This window comes from Slackia equolifaciens (genome assembly GCF_003725995.1).
GTDB classification, from domain to species: domain Bacteria; phylum Actinomycetota; class Coriobacteriia; order Coriobacteriales; family Eggerthellaceae; genus Slackia; species Slackia equolifaciens.
Genome location: NZ_QIBX01000019.1, coordinates 1 through 24,418, shown reverse-complemented (window position 1 = coordinate 24,418; position 24,418 = coordinate 1). Strand labels below are relative to the sequence as shown.

Sequence of the window (24,418 nt, the reverse complement as noted above, 5' to 3'; positions counted from 1 at the left end):
ACTTATTTCGTGACCTCACAAAAATGGTATTCAACAGGAGTTTTATTGGTTTTTCAAGATAGCATTGCTCATTTGATTGCCGATATTTGGCGCTCATGCCTTTACCCACCCAAAGATATCTGTCGAACATATTGTCTATCACGCGCTCCATCCTGTTCTGGACATTGTCCGGTCATAATGTCATCCGCGCCCATAATATGCCCAGGATGCCAATGAGAGACGGCAACCCCTTGGTAATCCATTTGAGCACAATCGAAACGACCGAAATAAAGGTCGATACATCAATGGGAATGGGTCAGATTCGGACACAACGCGCCGATAGAGCCTGCACCACGTCCGCAAAGGGCCGCGCCCAAGTGAGCCGACAAAGTGAGCCGACAGAAAGCTCGAATGAAGGCGCATCACTTAGTTCATTAGTTCATCAGTTCATCGTAGCTGTTTCATCTCTCCCTTTGAAAAGAGCGTACAGCCAATCAGGAACGAGGTAAGGTGCCTTTCTGTACTCGAAAATCTTTTCCTGAACCCGCAGGATATCCTCTTTTGAAGATAGCCTGAACGACGACAAGGAATACGCAAGCGCTCCGACTCTGGCGAAAGCATCACGGCATTCAACGACTCGCTGAATCATCCATCCTATTATCGAGAAGAGGAAAAAGAGGTTGAAGGGATTGATGCCCAAACGCAAAACCAAAACAGCCAGCGCAGCGGCGACAATAACCGCGATGCAGATCTCGATGCATATACTGCGTTTGAGCAGTCGCTTCGTCCATTCGGTATTTTGACGTTGGCATCTGGCGATTGCATCGCCCGGTCTTGCGTCCTCGATATCGACTGAATACCAGTTATCAAGTCTAAACTTGCCATCGCCATCATGGCGTTCGCGATAGCGCCCAGCCTGCGAAGCGATCCTCCTGTCGTCTCGGCTCACGTTCTCGAATTTGATTCCGAAGACATCCGAATCGAAGCGCTGCTGCATAGCAGCAGCTTCGTCGACAAGGTGCTTGGACCGCTTCGGCAGGCAGATGCCTGCAACCACGGTCGCAATCCAAACCAGGATAATAGCCTCCGAAGGCACGTTCAGAAAAATCTGTGCAACGGTAACCCCTAGCGGCAGCAGAAGGCAAACACAGGCATTCACCAGGTCCACCAGTTTCGCATCCGTATACGTCTGGCGCTGAGCCGCCAACAGTCGTTTGCTCTCTTCGCTGTTCTGAATCTCGTTAATCCTCGCACCACTATTCAACACAATCACCTAACGCCCCAGAGCTCAGATAGGGCAGCAACTCCATGACAAGCAAATGGATCGCCGTGCCCGGATTCGAATCTGCAGGGGCAAGGCCCCTATTGGACTTCTCGAGCCTCTTCGCATTCGAAATCGCCGCACGCATGCGGCCTTCGAGGATATCGAACATGTCCGTTCGGTTCTTTTCGTACCTGCCGAAACCCTCGGCGCAAAGGTGACGCGTGAGGATGGGTTCGTAAGAACCTCTGTCCAGCGCGGAGTCGACGTAGGCGAAGTGGAGTATGTACCACAGCTCGAAGGCCTCGTTGGTCCACGCTGCGCGGTATACCGTGCCTTTGCCACTTGCGGAGGCGCAGCGTTCCTCGACGGCGTTGAAGTCGCGGGAAGGGAAGCTGTCCTTGTCGTAGACGACCCAGACCTGCGTGAACCCATCGGGATCAGCAATGGCGATCGCCCTTGCCCTCTCAAACAGCGATACGGTGTTGTCGCCCACGCCGCACACCCGCAGCGTCACATACTCGCCATGATACCCTGCGTTGATTCGCTTCCTGAAACCGTCGAAGTAATAGGGCTCAGTCTTTGTTCCCTCGGTAACGATGAGGAAGCGCTCGGGGCGGATCCTGATTGAAGGAGCTGCGGCGCGCGGCTTCCCCCAGCTCGCCCTCATCCTCTTCGCCGCGCTCTCCTTCTTCTTGACCTCGCTGTGTTTCGGGGGCTTATTGCTCATCGCCACCGCCCCACTCCAACATGCTCCTGAGGTAGGGGTCGGCGCCATAACGACCCGCGAGGTACTGTCTGTCGTACGCATTCTGGGTGCGGATGCGCTTTCCGTCGATGTCGGCGATATCGGAAAGCGAGTACAGCGTCGACGGGCCTTCGGGGGTCTTAGCCGCGAACCAGATCTCGTCGCGTCGGAAGACGGAACTGTTGAGGATCGTCATATCGTGCGACGTGAGCACCAACTGCGCGCCGTTCTTGTTGATATCCCTGTTCGTGAACAGCATAATGAGATACCTGAGGAGCTTCGGATGAAGCTTCGCGTCAAGCTCGTCGGAAACAACAAGGCAGCCGTTCTCGAGCGCCCTGAGAAACGGAGGAACGAGGTTGAGCAGTTTCCTCGTGCCGTTCGACTCCTCGCCGAGCTCCAGCTCAGTGCCGTCGCTCGACTCGTGGGTAAGGTAGATTTCCAGACCCTCATCGTCCCTCTGGTAACGGATTCCCGTGATGTCGATATCCATGGCGTTGAGCATTCGTACGATCAACCGTCTCTCATCATCGCCCCTCGGCTCCAAAAAATAGTCCTCAAAGGACGACTCGGAGTAGTCGAGAACCTGGCAGCCAAGGAACCAGCCGAACGCCTCCTCCACCGCCTCTATGTCGTAGTTGATCGCCAAGAACGACAGGTAGGGCATCATCGAGTCGACGTCGGTGTTCACCCCCTTGCGCCTCAGGGAGGAGCCGAGCTCGACGGCACCGTCCGCGCGCTCGAACAGCGTGGCCTCCGCTCCTCTGCCCACCCTTCGCCTATGGAGGTACTCTTCAACCACCTCTCCACCGAGCACCGAGAGAATATAGCGATACGTATAATCGCCAACCTGGAAAATCACGCAGAACGTCGTCGCCTCGGAACGGCTCTCCGCCTCGAAAGCGTAGGGGCGGCACTCGATATGAGGCGTCTTCGAAAGGCGCGCCCTCAAAACGAGATACGGCATAGTGATTAGGCGCTCCAAACATGTGAGAGCCTGCAACACGCTGGACTTTCCTCCGCCGTTCGGACCATAAATCGCCGCAATCGGAAGGATTCCCTTTTTGCCCGGACCCGGGATGAGCGTCTCGGCATGCTCGCCAATGGGAGCGGCAGCCATCTGCAGGGTGGTCTCGCCCCGATAGCACTTGAAATTCTCGAATGTGAACTCGATGAGCATTTTAGATCCCTTAATAATGTATTTGTACGTTATACACGGTAGAAATCCTACCAAATTATTGCTTCAATTTCAAATTATGGTAGATTGAATGCGAGAAGAAACACGTTTGAAGCATAGAAGCCATATGCGGAACGGAGCGGAAATGAACGAGACTGAAATCAACAACATCCTTTCGAAAGGCGCAAAGCTCCTGGACATCACACCCTCGATGTTCGAGGAGGCGACGTCCCATTACAAGGCTGTAGGAGAATTCCTAGGAAACCACGGTATCGATGCGGATATATCGCCATGCGGCTCCATCTTGACAGGAACCGTGGTGAGGCCCTATTCCGAAAATGAGGACGCGTACTTCGACATCGACGTCCTCGTGAATCGTCCGGGCTTCGACAGCGCGAACAGCACGCCCGGGGAAGTCAGAGGCCCCGTCGATGAGACCCTCCTCGAAAGCGACAGGTACGGCAACATGGCGAAAGAGTGCGACGAGTGCATCACCATCGAATACGTAGCCAGCGGAATCGAAGGAGGGTTCCGACTCGACCTGAACACCTGCATTGACGACAAGACCCGCAAGACGCACCAGGAGTACGCGGACAGCTCAGTCTCGATGGCCTGGAAGAATCCCGAACGATGGCATGGAAGCAACCCTCGCGGGCTGTGCCAGTGGTTCATCGATAAGAACGAACGCTTCGCTGCCCTGGGCAGAGCCCAAAGGAAGGCTCGAATCCTGGAGGAAAGCCGAAGCCTCTACGCATCTATCGAAGAGGTGCCGGACTCCCTCGACCGTTCGGAGATGCAGAGAGCGATCCAGGTTCTGAAGCGTTCTCGGGACGAGTTCTACCATCGCTGCGGCAAGTCCGAGAAGGCACCGGCATCCTGCGTAGTCACCGTCATCGTCGGAAGATCATCCGATCACCTGCCCGATAACGCAAAGGCGATCGAATTCCTGGAAAGCTTCATCCAATATGCAAAATCGCTCGCAGCAACACGGAGCCTACCCAATCCGGTTTACGATGAGGATCTCCTCCAAGAATGGGACGATGAGAGTTTCGCGCTCCTTGCGTCATGGGCAGAGGAAATCGAGCGAAGCCTCAGCAACCTGCGCTGCGGAACGCAGGCGAAGGGCGGCGCCGCTGTCGAAGCCATCTTCGGGAGCAAGATCGGGAAAAGGGCAATGCCCGTCACGGCGGCAGCCATCGCCCCCAGCGTCGTCACTCCCTCGAAGCCATGGTCGATGTAGCGATGAGCAGCTCCGAAAGGGCAATCGCGGAGCTGCTGAAAGCGCGCACCGGATTCAAGCGCGAAGCTGGACAGCAGGGAGAAGTTGTCCTCGATGGACCCTACGTCCTTGACGCGACATACAACGGTGTTCGCTTGGCGGAGGATTTCGACCTTGAACTGGTTGTCCCGGGCGACTATCCCGCAAGCCTCCCAAAGGTCAAGGAAACATCCGGCATTATCGACCCCGGATACGAGCATCTCTACCTCGACGGAACCCTCTGTCTAGGAGTTCGCGGCGAGTTGCTCCTGGCCCAACTTGAAAACCCGTCCCTCGTAGCGCTTCTCGATGGACCGGTCCGAAGCTATCTGTACTCTTACCTCTTCCGAAAAAGATACGGATGCTACCCCTTCGGGGATAGGGCCCATGGAGCCCTGGGAATACTGCATTACTACGGAGAGCTTTTCGAGGAGACGGACTTTACAACGATCGTGAAGCTACTAGGGGCTGTCTGCTTCGACGAGTACCGCGGGCACCTCCCCTGCCCGTGCGGATCGGGGCTTATCGCTAGAAAATGCCATGGAGAGACCATCCTCGAGCTCAAGGAGAGCGGAGCGGCGGCAATCTTCTCTTCCGACTTCATGATAATCGCGCGCGAACTGGACGACCTCCGACAATCGGCCGAAAAGAGGGAACGGGCGCTTCGCCAAAATCTCGAAAGTCTCTCCGGAACATACCGTGCGCCAAAGATTGAATAAGTGGCATGGCTCCGGAAGCCATCGGAAGAATGCAAATGCCAAAGCGCTGTGTTCACAAAGGGCATTCGGGTCTTGCAAACTCGCAAGTCGATAAGTGGCGAGAACCACACCGGACACGCATCCATGAGCGACCTCACAGGATAACGGATCAATACAGTCTGGACAGAGCAAGCCATCGCAGCAGAAGGATGCGTCAACCTGCCATGCGCTTACGCGAATGCAGCCTACGAATAATTGCGCCCGATTTTCGACGCTTTCCTCCTTGTAAGATAGCCCCTGGGCAAGAGAGATGAAAGCGAAGCGCCAACCATCATGAATTCATCCTCCACAATGAACCCCTACAGACCAGGAGCATTTCTCCATACTTCATCAAAGACACGCCCGCCTGACATAGCTAACAGGTAGCTTACACCCTCTTCCACCCCGACCCGAGCTCATCCAGAATTTCCTTTTCAACATCTGCGCAAAATACCTTTGCAAAGCCCATGTTCGCAAATTGGACCTTGAAGACACGACCACCGCCGTTGCGTATTTCCTCACACAGGGAATTCACATCCTCCAATCCGGCGCCCTCTTTATACAGAGCAATTCTCCGATCGAGACTTTCTTCACTATCACTTTTCAAGCAAATCGAATACGAATTCTCCCAAAATGCCTCTCCTTCCGAAAGCCAATTCGACTCTGGCCCAAACAACAGACCGCAAGCAACAATATAATCTGGCAATAATCCGTAATGATTACGCTCCTCAAACCCTTTAACCTCCCTAAACACAAAGTTTGCGTCTAGGAGTCGGGTTCCGCAATAATCTCCATACAGAAGAGCAAACGAGCTCTCGAGTGCCTCACCCAGAATGCGATAATCGTACCTATACCACGTTCGTCCGAAAGAAATTGCAATACCATCAGCCCTGCTTTGCATTGACTTCGCAAAGGTGCGCAAGTACGAATCCCACATCCGTTCAATATAGCTCGCCGCGAGCCGAACGCTTTCTTCGTCCGTCAATGGCTTCCCACCATCTTGTTGCATTATGCCGGTTGTTTTTGACAGGCCAAGATGATGCGCAACCCTCTCCAGCAATCGGACCGCAGGAGGTCGATTGCTGTCCTCGATTGCCATAATCGAAAAGAAAATATCTCGCAAGAGTGGATCATAGGTATATCGCGCAGGAAGCAATTCCCCGTACTTCCGTACATAGGAGAATAATTTCTTTTCACTTGTATTAACAATAGAATAGTACTGCAACCCGAGTTTTTCATTTGAAACACCCCGACTCAATCGAGCAGACGAATAAGTCGTTTGATAGTTGATTCGAGTAAAAAGCGAAACAATCAGCTGAATGACCGCATAAAACAATGCGAGTTCCATCTGAATAGCGTAATTGGAACTATCCAATATCCCAACATTGCCTTTCAACAATTCGGCAATCACAAACTCATTAAATAAATAAGAAATTAAAACGGAAAGTACTAGTTCCAGAATAACGGGTTTCAGCTTGCCAGACATCGTATGATTTTTTATTTTTATCGCAATCAGAATCATCCAGTACAAAAGAACCGGAGCCCATCCGTACGTCGCAGAAAAATCAATGGCTGCCTTCAGCGCTGTCGAAACTATCAATGTAAGAATTCCGCAGCACAGTATGGGCGAAATAACTCTATAAAGCACATTTGGGAATCCGGAATCGGAATCGTACGTCTCTTCGAGCCCATAGCTGGTAATGGAAACTGGACCCATAATTCGAACTAGAGGAATGCATACCGCAGCAATAGCGAAGTAAATAAGAAATAACCCAATATCAATTTGCACAATACCGATTTCTGTCAATTACGCCCCCGTCATTGCCATTAACCAATTCAACCCAATATTAACTGGGCAACTTCCTCGTCCAGAGCCAATAGTCGATTAATCTTACAACCAGAATATGCCCAAGAGACCAATGCTCAATCACTCGTTGCCCATTCCGCACCACTGTAATAATCGAAATTACAGACGGTCTCGAATGAACGCTACAACAAAATCGAAGCCAAGACAATGACCACCTAGTCGAAACCGAGGGAAAAGTCATTATTGATTTCAAGGGAATCGACACCATAAGCTTTTCGTTTGCCGATGAATTGATCAGGAAGCTTATCGGCAAATATGGACTGATAGGCTTCATGCAGCGCATTCGACTGGAGAACATAAGCAAAGGGTGCGCCATAGTAATCAACGCGGTAACCAAACAGCAGTAGAAGCCGAAGGAGAGGGCGCATCCCGGGCTTGAGCAGGTCCACCACGCCAGCAAATGGCGCACCATCGCTCGCAGAAAATCCCAATGAAACGCACCGAACCTAGAACGCCCCAGCGACCCCCACGCCAAAACGCCAATCGGACCCGGTACGCCCAAAGAAAAAGCGCCGTCGCAAAAGCGGCGGCGCAACAAAAATCAAAACATAACGGGCGCAGCGTGTCGAGCGAACCAGCAAATCAAGCAAGCCCGAAACGCCAGAGCGAACGCTACCTGCGCATCTTGCGCAAAGCCACGAACCCCACGATCACCGCAGCGACCGCGCAAATCGCCAGCGCGCCGAACACAACGCCCATGGCATCATTGGTCTTGGAGAATACCCCGCGGTCGTCCGAGGCGTCTTTGGAGCCGTCCTGGTCGTCGGCCGAATCAGATCCGTCCTCGCCGGCGGAATCACCAGAGCCGCCCTCGGAACCGCCCTCCGAACCGCCAGAGCCATCGGCAGAATCACCAGAACCGTCCCCGGAGCCATCGGAATCGCCGCCGGAGCTACCAGAGCCATCACCGGAATCCCCGGAATCACCGGCCCCATCCCCAGAACCGTCGGAGCCGCCCTCGGAATCGCCCGACCCGTCGGACGGGCCGGAAGCCGTGGGATCGTTCACCGTCCCGTCGACCGAGACGGTGGTCCCGGCCCCCACGTCCAAAGCCATGCCGTCCGGCCTCGTCACGCTGCCGCCATCGGGCAGCAGCACCGTGCCGTCGACGCCGATCTCGATGGGATCATCGCTCGACACCTCGGTTCCACCAGGAAGGACCACCTTGCCCCCATCGGGAATCTGCACGGACCCATCAGCGCCGACAGCAATCTCCCCTTCCGATTCGGCAGTCGACCCGTTCGGCAGAACGACGCCTCCGCCGGAAACCGCCACGGAGCCGTCCTCGCGCACCTCGGAGCCGGAGGGAACCGTAACCGTCCCGACGCCTCCGGGAAGCCCCACCGAAAGAGACCCCTCACCGTCGGGCTGTACCACCGAACCGGAGGGCGTCGTAGCCGATGGAGAATCGGGGTCGACCGTCGTCCCGCCCGGAAGCACGACCGCCTCGCCTCCCGGGAACACCACTTCCCCGCCCTCGGAGGGCAGCACCGCGGAGCCGTCTCCGGAATCGACGGTGCCGTCGGGGAACGTGATTCCGCCGTGCGCCTCGGAGAACGACTTCACCTTGACCTCCACGGAAGTGGAGGGGCTGTGGTTGGAGTCGCCCGCCATGCGCACTTCGTAGACGCCCGGGGCAAGCCCGCCGAGCGTCCCGTCCTCGGATGCGGCAGTCCACGCATCGCCCCCGGATCGGCCGACGTCGGCGGAAGCCGCACGCCACTCAGACCCCGACGGCAGCCCCGTTATCGACCCGTCGCCTCCGCCTGAGGTCGCCTCGGGGGAAGCCGTCACCCCTTCAAGCTCGTCCGCGGACTGCTCGGCGCGCAGAATCGCAAAATCCTGCGTGCCGTTCACGATGACGGGAGCCTCCTGAGTGTCGGTCTGCCCGGCGCTCACGACAAGCCTATAGGAGCCTGCGTCGGCGGGCGCGGACGCGATCTCGTTCCAGCCGCCCTCTCCGTCGGACTCGTACCACGCAAACACGACCTCGCCGTCGTATTCGCCAAGATCGACCGCCGGAGCCTCGACCACGTTGCCGTCATAGACTTTCGAGGAAGCCATCTGGGAGACCGTTACCGTCTTCGCATCGGCGCGCGCAATCGAGAACCCCAACTCGCCCGTTCCGGCGAGATGGTTGGTCCCCTCCGCTATCGACGCCACCACTTTGTAGGTCCCCACCTCGCTCGGCGCGGACTCCAGAAGCGTCCATCCCCCTTGGCCGTCCGACGCGTACCACGCGAGGCTGCACGCCCCGTCGCTCTCGCGGCCGTTGCCGTCGATGGCGACAACGCCAGGCTCGGCCGCAGCCGCCCCGTCGAACTTCTTGGAAGGATCGGTGATGGACACGGACGCGATGGCTGCCTTCGCGACGGACAGGCTCGTTCCGGCGAAGCTCGCCTCGTAGTTGCGAAGCGTCTCGGGAGCACCATCCGCCCACCCGACGGCGACCGGGTACGAGCCCGCGTCGTCGCCCTTCTCGTAGCCGCATGACACCGATACGGCGGCCTCCAACGTCGGAAGAAGCAGGTCCTCGTCATCCCCCTGCCATCCGCTCACCGACAACATGTAGGATGCGGTCGAAGGGGCGTCATCGCCGAACACGATGCCCGCAGGCTCGGCCAGCGAGACGGAAAGCGGGGCCGCCGAAATGACGAGCTCCGCCTGAGCCACGACCTCCGTGGAAGGATAGTACGTCTCCCCGACGGCGGCCTCGGGTAAGGACGCCTTGATTTGATACGTGCCGGCATCCGTAGGAAGGCCGTCCGTCCACGCCCCTTCGCTTCCCGCGATGCGATACGCGAAAGAAACATCGCCGGAAGCATCATGGGATCCCCGCGACGCGGAAGCGAGCAGCCCCTCGGATTCGATCGGAGACGCGTCGTACGTCCCGCCTTCGAACGAATCAGCGAAGACGAGCGTCGCCTCCTGCGCCAGATAGACGCGATACGGATACGACGACGCAAGCCCCTCCTCCTCATCGTTGTTCGGCTTGACGACGCGGCCGTCGGCGGGGGCTATGCCGTACACGTTGCCCGACCCGACGGTCGATCCGCTCGCGAACGCGCCGCCGGAAATGACAATGGGGGCATCGGCATCCTGGCTTGCGCCGGACGACGCGCCGATGGACGCACTCCTATCCCCGTTGGACGCGCTCACGTATCCGCCCGCGATGGTGATGGAGCCGCCGGAATTGCCGTCAACCCTGCCGTTGGACCCACGATAGTATCCGCCGCCGATTCCGGCAGCCGACCCGCCGCCGACGGCCACCACCGTGCCGCCCGAGATCGTCACGTCGCAACCGCTGTTGTCCCAAGCTCCGCCGATGCCGGCGCCGTCGTAGGCGTTCCACGACACGTGATGCCCGCCGTACGCCCTCACCGTGCCTCCGTTTATCACGACCGACCCGCCGTCGTAGTCGCCGATACCCGCATGACCCCCGTTGCTGCTCGCTTCGATGGTTCCGGAGTTCACTACGAGCTCGGCCCCGGCCTGCACGCCGATTCCCGCCGCGTTCGAATCCGCGCCCGTCACCTTGAGCGCGCCGTCGCCCTCGATGGTCAGCGATGCGCCGGAATCGACCAGCATCGCAGGGCCGTTTGCGCGGCTCACCTCGTTCTCCGAATCGTCCGCAAGGCGAATGACGCAATCGCCCGACGCAATCTCGATTCCGCAGCTCCTATTATTATTGGGATACTCGATGGCGATTCCGTCCAGGACGATCGAAGCGCTTCCCCCGAAACCGGGATCAACGACGATTTGGTCCTTAGCGACCTCAACCCCATCGGCGTTGGCAATAACCATGGGCGCCTCCGAAATAATGGCGAGAACCCCTCCCTGGGTGTTGTCATCCGTCCACGTGTAGTCGACCCCTTCTTGAGGATCGCCGCCGTCGGCAAGCACGAGGTCGAAATCCCCGACCGTCGACGCATAGGCGGGCACGGCCGTTAAACAAGCAAAAACGAACCCCGAGACGACGAGGGCAGCGAGGGCGATGAGCCTCGAATGCGAGTCAGAAGAGAACCTTGCGAACATCGGCAGTCCTTCCCGTTCGCCAAACAATAACTAGCCTGGAGAGAGCGAAATGCAGACCGCTATGCGGCGATGCGCCCTCGAACCGCGCATGCTACATGCCCAACGAAAATCCGTGAAGGTTCTTTCGCATGATTTAACAAAGCATCTCGATTTTATCCACAAAGCTTTTCATTCCTTCGAAAAGGAATTCAAAAAAACAGCCGTTCATCTGGAAATATATAAATATTTAATGAGAATAAAGAATTAATCAAAAAATCAGAGGAATGGCCTCATGCCATCCCCGCTCCGCAATACATCTCCTCCGCCTCGCGCTTGGCGTCTACCCACCACGCCTCGTTGTCGCGATACTAGGCAATCGTCTCGCGCAAGCCCTCCTCGAAGTCCGTATGCGCAGGACTCCAGCCCAGTTCCTCCCACAGCTTGGAGGAATCCACGGCGTAGCGACGGTCGTGCCCACCGCAACCAGGCTGAGACCAATCGTCAAAAGCGAGCGGAGCACCAAGCACACCCAGACGCATTGTTTAAGGAGATTGAACGTATGAGGAAAAGCCATTGCGCCAATGTCCGCACCCCACATCCACACCGCAAATCATTTATAAAAAAATCGAGTCCGACTTCCGTGCGGACTCGATTGATACATATGGCGATATAGAAAGTCTATTAATCCCTCTTAAACAGGTCCCTGGTATACACCTTTCCTGCCACATCCGCGAGTTCCTCGCTCCAGCGGTTGGCGATGATCACGTCGCACTCGCCCTTGAACGACTCGAGGTCGTGCGTCACCTCGCTGCCGAAGAAGTCGGGCGCGTCCAGCGTGGGCTCGTAGATCACCACGGGCACGCCCTTGGCCTTCACGCGCTTCATGATGCCCTGCACCGAGCTCGCGCGGAAGTTGTCCGAGCCGGTCTTCATGGTGAGGCGGTACACCCCGACCACAGGCGCCTTCACGCCGGAGTACACGAGCTCGTTCACCTTCTTAAGCACCTCGTCGACCACGAAGTCCTTGCGCGTGCGGTTGGAGTCCACGATGGCGTTCGAAAATGCCGAGCACCGACCCGTCTAAATGACGCTCATTACCATATCGCAATATTTCTCGCCCAACGAAGTCGTCCGGATAAATCGATCTGTAGAGGACGGCCCAGGGGATACCCGCACGGTCTTCATCGTTAAATGGACAAGTCCTACAGCATTCAGCCGTTCAGCTCGATATGCGTCACATTGGGTTGTATCGCGCACGCGCCCAAGTCTAACGTCGCGAAGCAATGTCAAATCCGAAAGAAATAGACGTGAGGTAATTTCGGATACTTCTTTAAATTCGTCCCAATTTATCTCTTCTTCAACGTACGACCTGTATAGCGCCGCGAGAATTGTTGCTTTCTCGGAATCGATGGCGGAATCAAGCAGCACCAAAACTCTACCCAGTTCCTCTTCGGCAAATTCTGGATCAGAATCAAGCTTGGCCTTATGTTTTTCAAGCTTCTCTTTTGAAATTTCCCCCTCGTTTAGGGAAAGGGTGAATTGCAAAGTTTGCTTGAGGAAATGCCTGTCACGAACATTTTGCGCTGTCTTGCCAATTCCGACTATGGCCCTCACTATTGGGATTTGCTCAAGCAATTCATTATTGATAATCCCGTCTAACCCAACTTCAGCTACTTCTGCCGATAAATCTTTTACTGAAGAATTGAAGATGACCTTCTTAAACGAAGGAACAATAGAATCCATTTCAACCCCAGCCCTAAGCTACCCAAAGAATCGACGCGGAGCAAGCGTTCTCTACATCCCCATCTTCGCGTATTTCTCCTCGGTCGCCTGCTTTGCGGGCTCCCACCAGGCGCGATGCTCCTCGTACCAGCGAATGGTGTCGCGCAGACCTTCGGAAAAATCGGTATGCTTCGGCTCCCAACCGAGCTCGCGGCGCAGCTTAGTGGGGTCGATGGCGTAGCGGCGGTCGTGACCGGGACGGTCGCGCACCCAGTCGAAATCCTCAGTATCGCGCCCCATGCACTCGAGGATGGCGCGCAACACATCGATGTTTGAACGCTCACCGTCGGCGCCAATCAAGTACGTCTCGCCGACACGCCCGCGCGTGAGAATCTCCCACACGGCAGAGGAGTGATCCTCCGTGTGGATCCAGTCGCGCACGTTAAGGCCGTCGCCGTAGAGCTTCGGACGCTCCCCGCAAAGAATATTGGTAATCTGTCGCGGAATGAACTTCTCCACGTGCTGGTAGGGCCCGTAGTTGTTGGAGCAGTTAGAGATGGTCGCCCTCACCCCGTAGGTGCGCACCCATGCGCGCACAAGCATGTCGGACGCCGCCTTGGTTGAACTGTAGGGAGAGCTGGGGCGGTATGGGGTCTCTTCGGTGAAACGCGCGGGGTCGTCAAGCGCCAGGTCGCCATACACCTCGTCGGTAGACACATGATGGAAGCGCACATCATACTTGCGACACGCCTCCAGAAGCGTGAAAGTGCCGCGCACGTTGGTCTCCAAAAACGGCGCGGGGTCAGCAATGGAGTTGTCGTTGTGCGACTCCGCCGCGAAGTGCACACACGCGTCCGCCTCCGCGAGCAGACGGTCCACCAGCGCCGCATCGCAGATGTCCCCCACCACGAGCTCGACCCCGCCCTCGGGCAGGCCGTCGAGGTTGGCGGGATTGCCCGCATAGGTGAGTTTGTCGAGCACCGTGATGCGCCCCACCTCGGGGTGCCTCTCGGCCACCCAGTGCACGAAGTTGCTTCCGATGAATCCGGCTCCGCCGGTGACTACCAGGTTCTCCAACGCTCCTCCAGGCATAAATAAAGGGCCCTCGGGCCCGTCCTCGTCTTCTATCTACCTATTCCCTCTTCGGCGACCGACAGCAGGTACTTCCCGTAGTCGGTCTTCTTCAGCGCCTCGCCCAAGCGCGCGAGCTGCCCCGCGTCAATGAACCCGCGGCGGTAGGCGATTTCCTCCAGGCAGGCTATGTAGTAACCCTGGCGAGACTGCACCGCCTCCACGTACTCGGCGGCCTTGAGCATGCCCTCGGGCGTGCCGGTGTCCAGCCATGCCATGCCGCGGCCCATGAGCTCGACCGACAGCCGGCCACGGCGCAGGTACTCGTCGTTGACGCTGGTGATCTCCAACTCGCCGCGGGCCGAGGGCTCCACGCCCGCCGCAATATCGCACACCTCGCTGTCGTAAAAGTAGAGGCCGGGCACCGCGAAGTTGCTCTTGGGACGCTCGGGCTTCTCCTCTATTCCGACGACCCGGCGGTTCTCGTCGAACTCCACCACGCCGAAGGCGCGGGGGTCCTTCACGGGGTAGCCGAACACAACCGCCCCGCCTTCGGACTCCACCTTGGCCCTGGCGCGCGCGAGGGTGCGCGTAAGATCCTGGCCGTGGAACATGTTGTCGCCCAGCACCAGCGCGCAGGGGCCGCCCGCCAGGAAGTCGCGCCCAATAGAAAAGGCCTCGGCGAGGCCTTTGGGTTCCTCTTGTATTGCGTATTCGAGCCGCATGCCGATCTCGGCGCCGTCGCCCAGAAGCTCGCGGTACGCCGGCAAATCGCGCGGCGTGGAGATGACCAGCACCTCGCGGATACCCGCGAGCATGAGCACGCTAAGCGGATAGTACACCAGCGGCTTGTCGTAGATGGGCAACAGCTGCTTGCTAACCGCCTTCGTTATGGGATGCAGGCGGGTACCCGACCCTCCCGCAAGAATTATGCCCTTCATGACACCCCTCCATCCGCTACGGAAGATTGCCGATAAATATTCAAGAAATCAGAGGGGTCAATTTTCGAAAACCCGTGGTGTTCAAAAAACAATCTGCCTACTTCGCTCCCCAAAATGGGACCGCAAATCACCTGTTCATAATCAAGCGATGGCATGGTGTTGATTTCACAGAACTTAGGGCCATCCTCGGAAACAATTATGTCAAATCCGAGAAAATCCAATGACGATAACCTTTCACAGGTCGCCCGAATAATTGCCTGTACCTCTCCCCAATTCGGAATGGAGGCTCCATCCCATTTAAGACCCGTATCGGGATGGCGGTGTAGACGATATTCCCCGCACTGACTGAACCTTTTATATTGAAAGCCCTCGTCGTGAAGTTCTCCAGAAGCAAAATCGATACCAACCCCAATTCCTCCTGACGAGAGGTTGCTCGCACCCTTGGAGGCAGCGGTCCCAAAACGCGCATACGAAACGAGGCAAGTCCAATCGGGGACCTGATAGCACTTCGTTCTTGGCATTTTCGCCATAATGACCCTAAGAGTGCATTCGCTTTCGGGCCAAAACTTCGCCAAAGAGGCACATTGTTGAACATATTCCGTTACGGTGTAATTCCGAAGCTGACACAGCTCACTCGTCACTTCGGCACGACTTGAGGGGATATTGTTCAGCAGAAATCCGTTGGGAGTTTTTTCAAGCTTCAGAAAGCCCTTTCCACCCGCCCCATTGTTCGGCTTCATTGCGAGAATCCCCTTTTTCTCCAATAGAAGAAGCAGGAAGTCTTCTCGACCTACAATGTCCGCAGGCGCATCCATTAGGTATGTGAAGTCCCCATTATTCTCTATGTATAGATAGTATTCCGGCATCGCCTTTCGACAGTCGCCACCGTCAAGCATGTATTTTAAAGTCAGCTTGTCGTTGACCCATATTTTGAAATGATTGTTAAGAGGATGCATCATGAAGTAGGCGAAATCGGGCAGATAGCACGAACAGTTGTCGTCGTTCAAGCCGAGTAGCTCAACCCTTCCTGGAAAGAAACCCCTCTCCAGAGCCCATTTTCTCGTCTTTTCATCAACCTCAAAAGAAGCCTCATCTGTTTCGAGAGCATGCACAAAGTAGTCGACTATCTTTGCATCCATACCTTTTTCTAATAAAAGGCACTTCATCTTTGAGGCATCAAACATCTCGCCCTCCTCTGTGACGCGAGACCAGATCACGAAGTTGCTCCAAAACAGTCTCGCCCATCTCCGACCTAATCAAATCAGCGTTAGCTGACAGAACGTCAATAGGCAGCTCCCACCATTTAAGTCGAAGCAACTCATCAACAACCTTTTGGGGGAATCTTTTCTTCAGTTCGCGAGCTGGAGATCCGACAACGATGGAAAACGGCTCCACGTCTTTCGTAACAACTGCGCCCGCACCGACAACCGCTCCATCTCCGATTTTTATTCCCCCATTAATAATTGCGCCCGCGCCAATCCACACATCATTCCCGATGACCGTTTCCAGAACTCTCTCGTCAGTGCTATCAAACTCTCGGTCTAGCACCCTCTTAAACCAGTAGTCTGTGTACATTCCGACATGGCGATAGTTATGCTGTCCTCCACCTATGCTCACATCCCATCCGATGCAGCAGTAGTTTCCTATCCTGGCATTTTTGATGATTGAGTTTGTCCCGGTATACGACCCCAGACCCAAAGACACATTTCTAATCTGATTGCGCCTTCCAATTTCCGATCTTTGACCCATCTCAAGCCCAACAGCATCGGAATCATCCCCTATTACGCATCTGTCCCCGACGTTGCACCCAACGAGCCTGAGGTCTTGGTAAAGAATTGCAGTAGCGGAGATTTCCGAATCAATAACTTCGCTCATAAGTGACACCTCCATAAATCAACAATCGACAATGCCACCAGCTTATTTGTCCTCGTACTTTTTCAGGCAAACAGTATCGAAAGTGTCCCACCCAAGATCCCTAACGCAGTGGAACCAGACCTTCTCCTGCTCTTCGATGCGCACGAGCTTACGATACATTTCGTCAGTTATCTCATCTTTCGGAATGACAACCACGCCACAATCATCACAAACTGCAATCGCGTCCTGATAGCGTTCTTTGTTGGTCCTTGCAATCATTTTGACTTCGGGATTCTCCTCTCGCCGAGTGTTGTAACACCCCTCAGGAGTAATCCCTCCACACCAAATCGGAAATCGCCCCTCTAGCAATTCGGCGATATCCCTCATCAACCCCTCCGTCACAATCGCCTGAGCCTTCCGCTCAATCACAAGAAAAGACGAGACGAGCTCTCCAAACAAAGCTCGCCTCCCCCCGTTTATGTCATCCACGAAAATAACCCTGCCCTCAGGAATGAACCTGATTTGCTCATGAATCGGCCAATTGGTGTCGCTGTGTGCATATACATACTGAACGAGACCGACCCTGTGCATCCCCTTATTTAAAGGCTTGGCCCCCTTTATCGCACCCGTTTTCCCTAGGCAATCGGCCACCTCAGTGGAGCTCACTTTGTTATCTCTAATGAAAGTTATAATTTTGTCCGCGATTCCGATATCCATATCAAATCCTTTCCGCAATACTGCCCTCAAACAAGATCGCTATATAACTTCATAGTTGCCTGGGCCATATGCCCCGCAACGCCAACAGAGCGCTCCATCTCAAGACACTCGCCAACTTCAGCAAGTTGCCTTCTCGCATGCCTAACCGCAGCAACAGCAAGTTGCTCAAGATACTCTTGAATGTCAGCGCCTCCGAGCGATTGTTCAATCGAACGGAACACGGCCTCCTGCACTCCGTATTTTTCTGAAGTTTCACGAGCCTCGATGGCAAGTGCCGCAAGCCCTTTCATGAAGACGCTACGACAAAGCTTAATCGCCGCCGCCTCTCCAGGCTCGCCCCCAACAATCCGCACTTGCATCCCAAGTTCAGAAAGCACCTTTGCGACACCCGAGACCCCTCTTCCGCTCGCAAGCACAGGAGTCTCGATACCGTGACGGGAAACCGTCTCCATAATCGCGGCATCCATATACACTCCGCCGTGCGACTCAATGACGGAAGCGTTCGAAGCTTTCACCTCTGGCAATGAGCTGCTGCAATCAACGAACATCTGCCCATGACCGCAGAATGTGGATAGATCGGAGAATACCGCTTTAGAAGCATTGCACGGCACGGCCACGAAAACAACGACTGCACTGGAGATGGCAGACGAAAGCGATTTAGCCGCCGAAACCTTGCCTCCTCCAATTCTTTTGCATGCCCCAACCGTCGACTCATAGTCGGGGGAGTACGCAACCAAATCGATTCCCGTTATCTGTCGAGAAGCCAAGTCTGCAGCAAAAGTGGAGCCGACTTCTCCAAAACCCACAAATCCTATCTTCACGAAGCCGTCACCCCCAGAGCAACCCGAGGGTCCATCCCGGCGAGCATCATATTGCTCCCGTCCTCGTCAAACGCCACTATTCTTTTTTGCAATTCATCTATAAGTTGACTGAGTTCAGATCTACTGTCGGCAACAAGATGCATTCGGGCTATATTCTGTTGGGCAGTTCCCGCCTTTGAAATTACATCGCCGCCGAAATGCTCCTGCGTAACGTTAATAACATTAGGTAAAGACCTGGCGTAATCCATGCCCTCGACATGTGCGATGGTGCCACACTTCACCGAAAAAGCCAGATTGCAGGCATGCCCACCATGAAATAAGTGGTCGCATTTCCGCACTAATCCTGATGGGCCCATCGAGCCAGAAACAGCAAAATTGATAAGCGATTCAAGAATGTCGAGCCCGTAAAAATACGACGATAAAATATACTCCTGACCTCCGGTTATCCTGAGAGCAGGATCATAAAACATTATTTTGCCGTCTTCCACAAAAGCCTGGATAGATGCAATCCCGTTCCTGAAGCCCAAATGAGAGAACAGCTCGAGCATTTTATCATGGACCGTCTCGAAATACAGGGTCGTATATTGCGACGGATATACCATCCCTGCCGTAATCGAGCCTACCCCTTTTTGCTCATTGTTGACAAACCTGTCAGCGGTAAATGTAACAGCAACTTCGCCGTCTTGGAGAAAAAAACCGATATTAAAATCATCGCATTCTTTGTAGGCTTCAATCAAGACGGTTTTTGACCTGGAAAAGGACAGCGCCTTATCATGCGCAGCATCGAAATCCGCATGATCGTAAACTACCGACATGCCTTTTGAGCTGTTATTGTCTGCAGGCTTTACAAACACTGGAAACTTGTCAAAATCCATAGAGGACACCTGCTCTCTGGTGTACTCCTCCACCACCGGTAACCCAACAGATATCAATGCGTCCTTGAGACCCCTTTTGTTATTCAAAACCCGGACAACTTCTTTATTGACATAGCAATGCTTTCCCGCCCTGTCGCAGACCTCTTCGTAAACAGGTATCAACACATCGGCGCAGCCTGGAAGCACCCCATCTATCCCATAACGTGCCATTAGACCGCATATGCCGTCGATGTCGAAACAGTCGATGTCGACGGGGTGCGTGGCGCATTGCTTCCCGGGAGAATCGGGGAAAGGGTCGGCGACAAATGTCTCGAATCCCAAATCGTTCGCTCGCTCAATTAGCTTAACGGTCTCGGTCGTCGCACCAAGTATTAAAAGGCTCGTCATCTCGCGCATCCTCTCACTATCTCGCAGATCATGTCAACATCCTCGAGCGTCAGGTCCGCGTACAGCGGCAGCGTCAGCACCTCGCGGGAGAGCCTGCGCGCCACGGGAGTGTCGCCTGGGTCGATCCCCACGCGCCCGACCCAGGGGGCCTCGTTAGTGCAGGGGAAGAAGTACCGCCTCGTGCCGACGCCCCTCTCGGCCAAGGCGGCCATCACCTCGTCGCGGTCAGCGCCGAAGGCCTCCCCGAAGAACGCGGGCATGTACGCGTGGTTGGGCTTGACCCCCCTTTGGGGCTCGAGCAGGCGAAGTCCGGGAATTCCGGCGAGGCCCTCGCGGTAGTGTTCCTCGACCGCCGCCCTTTTGGCAAGTTCTTCGTCCAAGTGGCGGAGGTTGCACAGGCCCATCGCCGCGCAGAACTCGTTCATCTTCGCGTTGCCGCCGGGATGCGCGTCCGACTCGGGGCCTTCCAGCCCGAAGTTCCTCCACTCCTCTATCGCCGTCTTGAGCGCGGGGCCGGCGCAGCACACCGCCCCGCCCTCGACCGTGTTGAATACCTTGGTGGCGTGGAAGCTCAGCATCGAGGCATCACCGTAGGATGCGGCGCCGCGCCATTCGCCCGAGGCGGGGTCAAGCCGCTCCACCCCGAAGGCATGGGCGGCGTCGTAGACCACCTTGAGGCCGTGCCGGTCGGCTATCTCCTGGATGGCGTCGACGTCGCAAAGGCTGCCGTACACGTGCACGGGTACGATCGCGCACGTGCGCGGCGTGATGGCCGCCTCGACCCTCTCTGGATCGATTGTGCAGTCCTCCGGCCTGACATCGGCGAACACGGGCGTGAGGCCCTTGCGGAATATCGCGTTGGTGGTGGAGACGAAGGTGTAGGGCGTAGTGACCACCTCATCGCGCCCGTCCGAGCCGAGCCCCAGCGCCTCGATCGCGCACTCGAGCGCCGAGTGGCCGTTGCTGAAAAGCGAAACGTTCCCTACCTTCAGCCTCTCCGCCAACGCCCGCTCAAGCTCGCGGTGCTTCTCGCCCGCGTTGGTGAGCCAACGGCTCTCCCACAGCGGCGCCACCTCGTCGAAATACTCCTCCATGGGCGGCATGGAGGACCGCGTCACGTTTATGCGCGCCACGCGCCCCGCCTCCTTCTCTATACGGTTTTCAATGTTCAAAATGGGACGGTTCCCGTTCTCAAAGGTTTATTGGTTCTATCTGGCGACTTTCTTTGATGCTAAAAGCTCTTTGGCCGTGGACAGCAGGTAGGACAGCGCCTCCACGCGGAAGAGCCTGGAGAGCCCGAGGTAGGAGACGGCCATGACCGCGGCCTGCAGAAGGACGGTCGCGACGTCCGGCAGTCCCAGCAGGGAGACCGCCGCCGCGGGCGCGGAAGATATGGCAGTCAGGAGCAGCGATGGGAATATGTCACGTATTTGCTCCTGATACGAATACCCAATTATTTTACGATTCGGCCATGCGTTCACAAAAGTACTGATGATGCTTGCTACAACATAGCCGCCAACAAGGCAATAGACATCATTAAATACGAATGCCCCCAGCAGAATAAAAATAACCCCATAAGCTTTCTTGATGAGTTCTAGCTTTAAAAATAAATCGCTTCTGCCCATCCCATTTAGTGCCTGTAGATTTGAAGTATGAATCGGCAACAACGCATAGATTAGACAGTACATTTGCAAAAACGGGACACAGGGCAACCACTGCTCCCCCAGCAGAAGTCGTACCAGAGGCTCCGCGACCACGGCGAACAGCGTCATGGAAGGGGCAATGAGGTAAGTCGACGTCTTGAGCGCGCGGCGCACCAGACGCTTCACGTAGGCAACGTCGCCCTGCACGCGGGAGACCGCGGAGAGCATAACTGGCTGAATTGCCCCATCTAAAAGATTCCCTATCGCCTGAGGATATCTCTTCCCCTGCGAAACAAGTCCTAGGCTCGAAACGGAAAATTGCTTACCAATAATCAAATCAGAGAAACTCTGATACCCTTGGTCGAGTAGCCCAGAGATGAGAAGTTTCCAACCGAAAGAAAACAGCACCCTCGCACGCTTGAAATCAATCACGAGGGACGGCAACCACCTCAATTGGGCCGCCATTATAGCGCAATTTGTAAATTGATAGAGCAGTTGCTGCACCACTAGAGCCCAAAGTCCGAATCCAGCGAAGGCGCACGTCACTCCAGCAACTCCAGAGATAACTACCGAAGCAATCGTGGCGTTAAAAACCTTTCTGAACTGCAATGACCTCTGCACAATAGCCACCTGGACAGCATTGTAGGAATTTACTATCAAGATGAGAGCGAGAGCCCTTAATGGCCAGACAAGCTGAATCATTCCATAGTACGAGGCAATAAAAGGGGCTAAGGCAAAAATGGCCAGATAAAGGACAACAGAAATCGCAAAGCTCAACCAAAATACAGTTGAACAATCCCTCGCACTCACATCTGGGACCTGCACAATCGCCGTGTTCAACCCCGACTGCACTATAACGTTGCCGACATTCACAAAGATGAGCATTATGGCAAGCGCCCCAAACTGTTCAGGAAGCAATAGTCGCGCCATGACAATTTGGACAACGAGCTCTACTACGGCCCTGCCACCTCGCTCGAAAAACTTCCAAAACAGAGACGATATCGTTGCGGCTTTAATTGCTGTCGGCTTCTGTTCAACCATCATTCGTTCAACCGGTTATAAACATTGCGGAGATTTAGCCGCAAAACTCACGCATCGTCCCCACGAATAGAGATTCCCGCTTCTTTTTCTTGATGCAAGCAGCTCGTCCAAGCGCTTTTTCAACCCCCTGCGGCATGTGTCTGCGAATGGACATTGCAACGCTTTCCACCGAAAACCCCCAACCTTCGATATCGAGATTGGGCGCTCCGCATTTTAGTAAATCCTTTCTTTCGAATTCCCTTTGCATTTTTATGCGCCTCACAAAAGCATCGTGATAATCACGGCCAGAGTAATCGTCCGCAGCTCTCAGCGCGTCTATATATCTCTGCGTGTATTTCCGTATCGACTCACCACTTTCGGCCTTCTTCGATACTGACCACGAATTACTGGCATGAAATCGGTAAACGCTCATAGGGTCGGAGAACCACCTCACCTTCCCCTTGGATGCCAGCTCAAGCATTATGAAATGATCACCCACTGGCCCAGCCAATGCATGATCAAATAGCTGCCTTCGGAAAAACATTGAAGCGGTGGGGTTCAAGAGGCCTCCGCCCTCAATTGCAATGTCGCCGAGAGTCTTATCGCAGTCGGACTCCATTGGCTCCGACAGATAAACGATGTCGTATCTGTAGTCGTAAATGTATGCATTATGAAGGACGAGCGAATAATCGCGATGTTGTTCCAGGAAATCGAACTGTCTCTGCAGCTTATTATCATCCACCCAAAAGTCATCACCCTCGCACATTGCGATATACTTCCCCGTCGCCCTCGGAAGAAGGATTGAGTTCAGCAAGCTGATGCCTTTTGAATATTGATTCTCTTCTTGCAAAACAGGCTTTATTATCTCCGGATATTTAAGCGAATATCTCCCGATAATATCCTGGGTTCCATCACTTGATGCGTCGTCATGGACGATAACCTCAAACGGAAATGTAGTATTTTGCGAAACGAATCCTTGAAGAGTCTTCTCGATATACGGTGCTTGATTATATGCCGTACAAAATATGCTTACTAACGGTTGCATTTTCTAAATCTTTCCTTTTGATTAGCTCGTAGACCACTCCCGAGAACAATGGAGAGACAAACCGCCAGATATACCGACTGCGGATTGAAAAATGCACTTTCGGAGGTACTGCTAATAAGCAGATAAAGAAAACAACAACAAGCCGCCAAGCGCGTTCCAGAAGCAAACTGATATGCGAACCGAAAGAGCAAACCAACTACACCAGCGTAGCATAATACGCCCATCCATCCGAACTGGCCCAAAACAGTCGGCCAGAACGTATCGCTCAAAAACGCAGGCCAATCAGGGGACAGCCCCCATACAGTCGAGAGACCGTATTCGTAATACAACGAAGAGTAGTACTGCAAGTCCGCCGTGACAGCTGATCCATACGTCGCAAACCCCGAACCATACGGAGCATGGTCATTGGCCACCTCAAACGCCGTCTGCAATAGTTCCGTTCGAGCAAAGCCATTAGTTTGGAAATACGCCACAAACTGATCATATGCAATAAAAAACGCCAGGAAAGCGCAGACGACAACCTGTAGAATTGATATTTTGTTCCTTCTCGAAAACAAAACGAGAAGAGCAACCACAATCGCTGCATACACTAGACCCTTTGACCTTAGCGATAGCGAGATGACGACAAGCGCCACAATAATCCAGGAGAGATTATGCTTCCAATTCGCCAATAAGATAACAGACAACCCCACGCAGGCGAATACAAGATAAGTAGGATGCCCAAACACCGCCATAAATGACCTCAGGCCGTATCTTAAGTCAGCCCCCATGCCGTAATCTACAAATAAGTTTGCTACACCGAGTACAAAAAGGACGGCTACAACAACTTTTGCCTCCATTTCAATGACCCCGAAAAAAATATCACTGGACTTGGAGAAAACCATAGACCCCGAAATCACAGTAAGCGGAAACTTTATACAAGTGAAAATGTCAATAAGGATTGGGGCTGCCTGCGTTTGCACCTCCCATGTGATGTTTCCCAGCAAGCCAAGGCAGACAACTATTACTAGCAAAAACATAGCAGCATATACGGCTGCATTTAGTTTGGATGTCTCTTTTTCCCTTTTGATTGAATCTTTTACCGCAACCCCCAAAAGACAAACAGCCATGAATTCATCTATATAGCTGAATCCTGTGAAATTCTGGATAGGCAACTCGGTAGTGTGCCGATTGTTGGTGTCAAGATCCCGTTCGGGAGGCGCGGGCCGCAGGCCCGCCCGAGCGAACGGGACATCGCCCAGGATCGCCTGCATTCTACACCATCACGCTGCCCTCTTCGCC

The 24,418-nt window shown here is 54.7% G+C and carries 22 protein-coding genes; 3 read left to right on the top strand and 19 right to left on the bottom strand.

What is annotated here, in order from left to right; genetic code table 11:
- Nucleotides 1–421: 421 nt before the first annotated feature.
- The 3 genes from DMP06_RS09355 to DMP06_RS09345 are packed head-to-tail and all read right to left on the bottom strand — an operon-like array spanning nt 422 to nt 3,168.
- Entirely contained in the window at nt 422–1,252 is an 831-nt protein-coding gene (locus tag DMP06_RS09355; protein WP_148042525.1) for an S-4TM family putative pore-forming effector, read from the bottom strand.
- Nucleotides 1,236–1,970, bottom strand: coding sequence for an RloB family protein (locus DMP06_RS09350; RefSeq protein WP_161957884.1), 735 nt, complete (start codon nt 1,968–1,970; stop codon nt 1,236–1,238). Before DMP06_RS09350 ends, DMP06_RS09355 begins: the two co-directional genes overlap by 17 nt.
- A complete protein-coding gene (locus DMP06_RS09345; RefSeq protein ID WP_123209478.1) occupies nt 1,960–3,168 on the bottom strand; it encodes an AAA family ATPase in 1,209 nt (402 codons plus the stop codon). The genes DMP06_RS09350 and DMP06_RS09345 overlap by 11 nt, the downstream gene beginning before the upstream one ends.
- A gap of 142 nt (nt 3,169–3,310) precedes the next feature.
- Here DMP06_RS09345 and DMP06_RS11455 point away from each other — a divergent pair, with 142 nt between their 5' ends.
- Nucleotides 3,311–4,405 carry a nucleotidyltransferase family protein gene (locus DMP06_RS11455; protein ID WP_161957883.1) on the top strand — a complete coding sequence of 365 codons (1,095 nt, stop codon included), beginning with the start codon at nt 3,311–3,313 and terminating at the stop codon, nt 4,403–4,405.
- A gap of 2 nt (nt 4,406–4,407) precedes the next feature.
- Nucleotides 4,408–5,142 (top strand): SEC-C domain-containing protein, encoded by a 735-nt coding sequence (locus DMP06_RS09340; protein ID WP_161957882.1) that lies wholly within the window; start codon nt 4,408–4,410, stop codon nt 5,140–5,142.
- 406 nt (nt 5,143–5,548) lie between these two features.
- Here the strand turns inward: DMP06_RS09340 and DMP06_RS09335 are convergent, their stop codons facing one another.
- Nucleotides 5,549–6,967, bottom strand: a complete 1,419-nt coding sequence (locus tag DMP06_RS09335; protein ID WP_123209476.1) for a hypothetical protein — start codon at nt 6,965–6,967, stop codon at nt 5,549–5,551.
- 239 nt (nt 6,968–7,206) lie between these two features.
- On the opposite strand from DMP06_RS09335, the gene DMP06_RS11890 reads away from it, so the two are divergent.
- Entirely contained in the window at nt 7,207–7,374 is a 168-nt protein-coding gene (locus DMP06_RS11890) for an STAS-like domain-containing protein (protein WP_123209475.1), read from the top strand.
- A gap of 265 nt (nt 7,375–7,639) precedes the next feature.
- Here DMP06_RS11890 and DMP06_RS09325 read toward each other — a convergent pair whose 3' ends face one another.
- The 15 genes from DMP06_RS09325 to DMP06_RS09250 all read right to left on the bottom strand — a co-directional run bounded on the left by DMP06_RS09325 (nt 7,640) and on the right by DMP06_RS09250 (nt 24,390).
- A complete protein-coding gene (locus tag DMP06_RS09325) occupies nt 7,640–11,062 on the bottom strand; it encodes a hypothetical protein (RefSeq protein ID WP_123209474.1) in 3,423 nt (1,140 codons plus the stop codon).
- 347 nt (nt 11,063–11,409) lie between these two features.
- Nucleotides 11,410–11,568, bottom strand: coding sequence for a hypothetical protein (locus DMP06_RS09315; RefSeq protein WP_245962464.1), 159 nt, complete (start codon nt 11,566–11,568; stop codon nt 11,410–11,412).
- A gap of 154 nt (nt 11,569–11,722) precedes the next feature.
- Nucleotides 11,723–12,088 (bottom strand): UDP binding domain-containing protein, encoded by a 366-nt coding sequence (locus DMP06_RS09310; RefSeq protein ID WP_245962463.1) that lies wholly within the window; start codon nt 12,086–12,088, stop codon nt 11,723–11,725.
- 33 nt (nt 12,089–12,121) lie between these two features.
- Nucleotides 12,122–12,784, bottom strand: a complete 663-nt coding sequence (locus DMP06_RS09305) for a hypothetical protein (protein WP_123209471.1) — start codon at nt 12,782–12,784, stop codon at nt 12,122–12,124.
- A gap of 51 nt (nt 12,785–12,835) precedes the next feature.
- Entirely contained in the window at nt 12,836–13,840 is a 1,005-nt protein-coding gene (rfbB, locus tag DMP06_RS09300) for a dTDP-glucose 4,6-dehydratase (RefSeq protein ID WP_245962462.1), read from the bottom strand.
- A 47-nt stretch (nt 13,841–13,887) separates the two neighbouring features.
- Complete coding sequence (rfbA, locus tag DMP06_RS09295) at nt 13,888–14,775, bottom strand: glucose-1-phosphate thymidylyltransferase RfbA (protein WP_123209469.1); 888 nt, start codon at nt 14,773–14,775, stop codon at nt 13,888–13,890.
- On the bottom strand, nt 14,772–15,959 hold the full coding sequence (locus DMP06_RS09290; RefSeq protein ID WP_123209468.1) for a sugar-transfer associated ATP-grasp domain-containing protein: 1,188 nt from the start codon (nt 15,957–15,959) through the stop codon (nt 14,772–14,774). Before DMP06_RS09290 ends, rfbA begins: the two co-directional genes overlap by 4 nt.
- A complete protein-coding gene (locus tag DMP06_RS11815; protein ID WP_274542723.1) occupies nt 15,952–16,650 on the bottom strand; it encodes a DapH/DapD/GlmU-related protein in 699 nt (232 codons plus the stop codon). The genes DMP06_RS09290 and DMP06_RS11815 overlap by 8 nt, the downstream gene beginning before the upstream one ends.
- 42 nt (nt 16,651–16,692) lie before the next feature.
- A complete protein-coding gene (locus DMP06_RS09280) occupies nt 16,693–17,346 on the bottom strand; it encodes an RraA family protein (protein ID WP_123209467.1) in 654 nt (217 codons plus the stop codon).
- A 26-nt stretch (nt 17,347–17,372) separates the two neighbouring features.
- Entirely contained in the window at nt 17,373–18,167 is a 795-nt protein-coding gene (locus DMP06_RS09275; protein ID WP_123209466.1) for an NAD(P)-binding domain-containing protein, read from the bottom strand.
- Nucleotides 18,164–19,429, bottom strand: a complete 1,266-nt coding sequence (locus DMP06_RS09270; RefSeq protein WP_161957881.1) for a hypothetical protein — start codon at nt 19,427–19,429, stop codon at nt 18,164–18,166. The genes DMP06_RS09275 and DMP06_RS09270 overlap by 4 nt, the downstream gene beginning before the upstream one ends.
- Nucleotides 19,426–20,562, bottom strand: a complete 1,137-nt coding sequence (locus DMP06_RS09265) for a DegT/DnrJ/EryC1/StrS family aminotransferase (RefSeq protein WP_220092556.1) — start codon at nt 20,560–20,562, stop codon at nt 19,426–19,428. The genes DMP06_RS09270 and DMP06_RS09265 overlap by 4 nt, the downstream gene beginning before the upstream one ends.
- Before the next feature lie 75 nt (nt 20,563–20,637).
- Complete coding sequence (locus DMP06_RS09260) at nt 20,638–22,113, bottom strand: lipopolysaccharide biosynthesis protein (protein WP_161957880.1); 1,476 nt, start codon at nt 22,111–22,113, stop codon at nt 20,638–20,640.
- A gap of 34 nt (nt 22,114–22,147) precedes the next feature.
- Nucleotides 22,148–23,137 carry a glycosyltransferase gene (locus tag DMP06_RS09255; RefSeq protein WP_123209463.1) on the bottom strand — a complete coding sequence of 330 codons (990 nt, stop codon included), beginning with the start codon at nt 23,135–23,137 and terminating at the stop codon, nt 22,148–22,150.
- Complete coding sequence (locus DMP06_RS09250; protein WP_123209462.1) at nt 23,125–24,390, bottom strand: hypothetical protein; 1,266 nt, start codon at nt 24,388–24,390, stop codon at nt 23,125–23,127. Before DMP06_RS09250 ends, DMP06_RS09255 begins: the two co-directional genes overlap by 13 nt.
- Nucleotides 24,391–24,418 lie beyond the last annotated feature (28 nt).

Excerpts from the sequence above, each read along its gene's own strand:
- DMP06_RS09350 (WP_161957884.1), bottom strand. The coding sequence starts at position 1,970 with ATGAGCAATAAGCCCCCGAAACACAGCGAGGTCAAGAAGAAGGAGAGC.
- DMP06_RS09345 (WP_123209478.1), bottom strand. The coding sequence starts at position 3,168 with ATGCTCATCGAGTTCACATTCGAGAATTTCAAGTGCTATCGGGGCGAG.
- DMP06_RS11455 (WP_161957883.1), top strand. The coding sequence starts at position 3,311 with ATGAACGAGACTGAAATCAACAACATCCTTTCGAAAGGCGCAAAGCTC.
- DMP06_RS09340 (WP_161957882.1), top strand. The coding sequence starts at position 4,408 with ATGAGCAGCTCCGAAAGGGCAATCGCGGAGCTGCTGAAAGCGCGCACC.
- DMP06_RS09325 (WP_123209474.1), bottom strand. The coding sequence starts at position 11,062 with ATGTTCGCAAGGTTCTCTTCTGACTCGCATTCGAGGCTCATCGCCCTC.
- DMP06_RS09305 (WP_123209471.1), bottom strand. The coding sequence starts at position 12,784 with ATGGATTCTATTGTTCCTTCGTTTAAGAAGGTCATCTTCAATTCTTCA.
- rfbA (WP_123209469.1), bottom strand. The coding sequence starts at position 14,775 with ATGAAGGGCATAATTCTTGCGGGAGGGTCGGGTACCCGCCTGCATCCC.
- DMP06_RS09290 (WP_123209468.1), bottom strand. The coding sequence starts at position 15,959 with ATGTTTGATGCCTCAAAGATGAAGTGCCTTTTATTAGAAAAAGGTATG.
- DMP06_RS11815 (WP_274542723.1), bottom strand. The coding sequence starts at position 16,650 with ATGAGCGAAGTTATTGATTCGGAAATCTCCGCTACTGCAATTCTTTAC.
- DMP06_RS09280 (WP_123209467.1), bottom strand. The coding sequence starts at position 17,346 with ATGGATATCGGAATCGCGGACAAAATTATAACTTTCATTAGAGATAAC.
- DMP06_RS09270 (WP_161957881.1), bottom strand. The coding sequence starts at position 19,429 with ATGACGAGCCTTTTAATACTTGGTGCGACGACCGAGACCGTTAAGCTA.
- DMP06_RS09260 (WP_161957880.1), bottom strand. The coding sequence starts at position 22,113 with ATGGTTGAACAGAAGCCGACAGCAATTAAAGCCGCAACGATATCGTCT.
- DMP06_RS09255 (WP_123209463.1), bottom strand. The coding sequence starts at position 23,137 with ATGCAACCGTTAGTAAGCATATTTTGTACGGCATATAATCAAGCACCG.
- DMP06_RS09250 (WP_123209462.1), bottom strand. The coding sequence starts at position 24,390 with ATGCAGGCGATCCTGGGCGATGTCCCGTTCGCTCGGGCGGGCCTGCGG.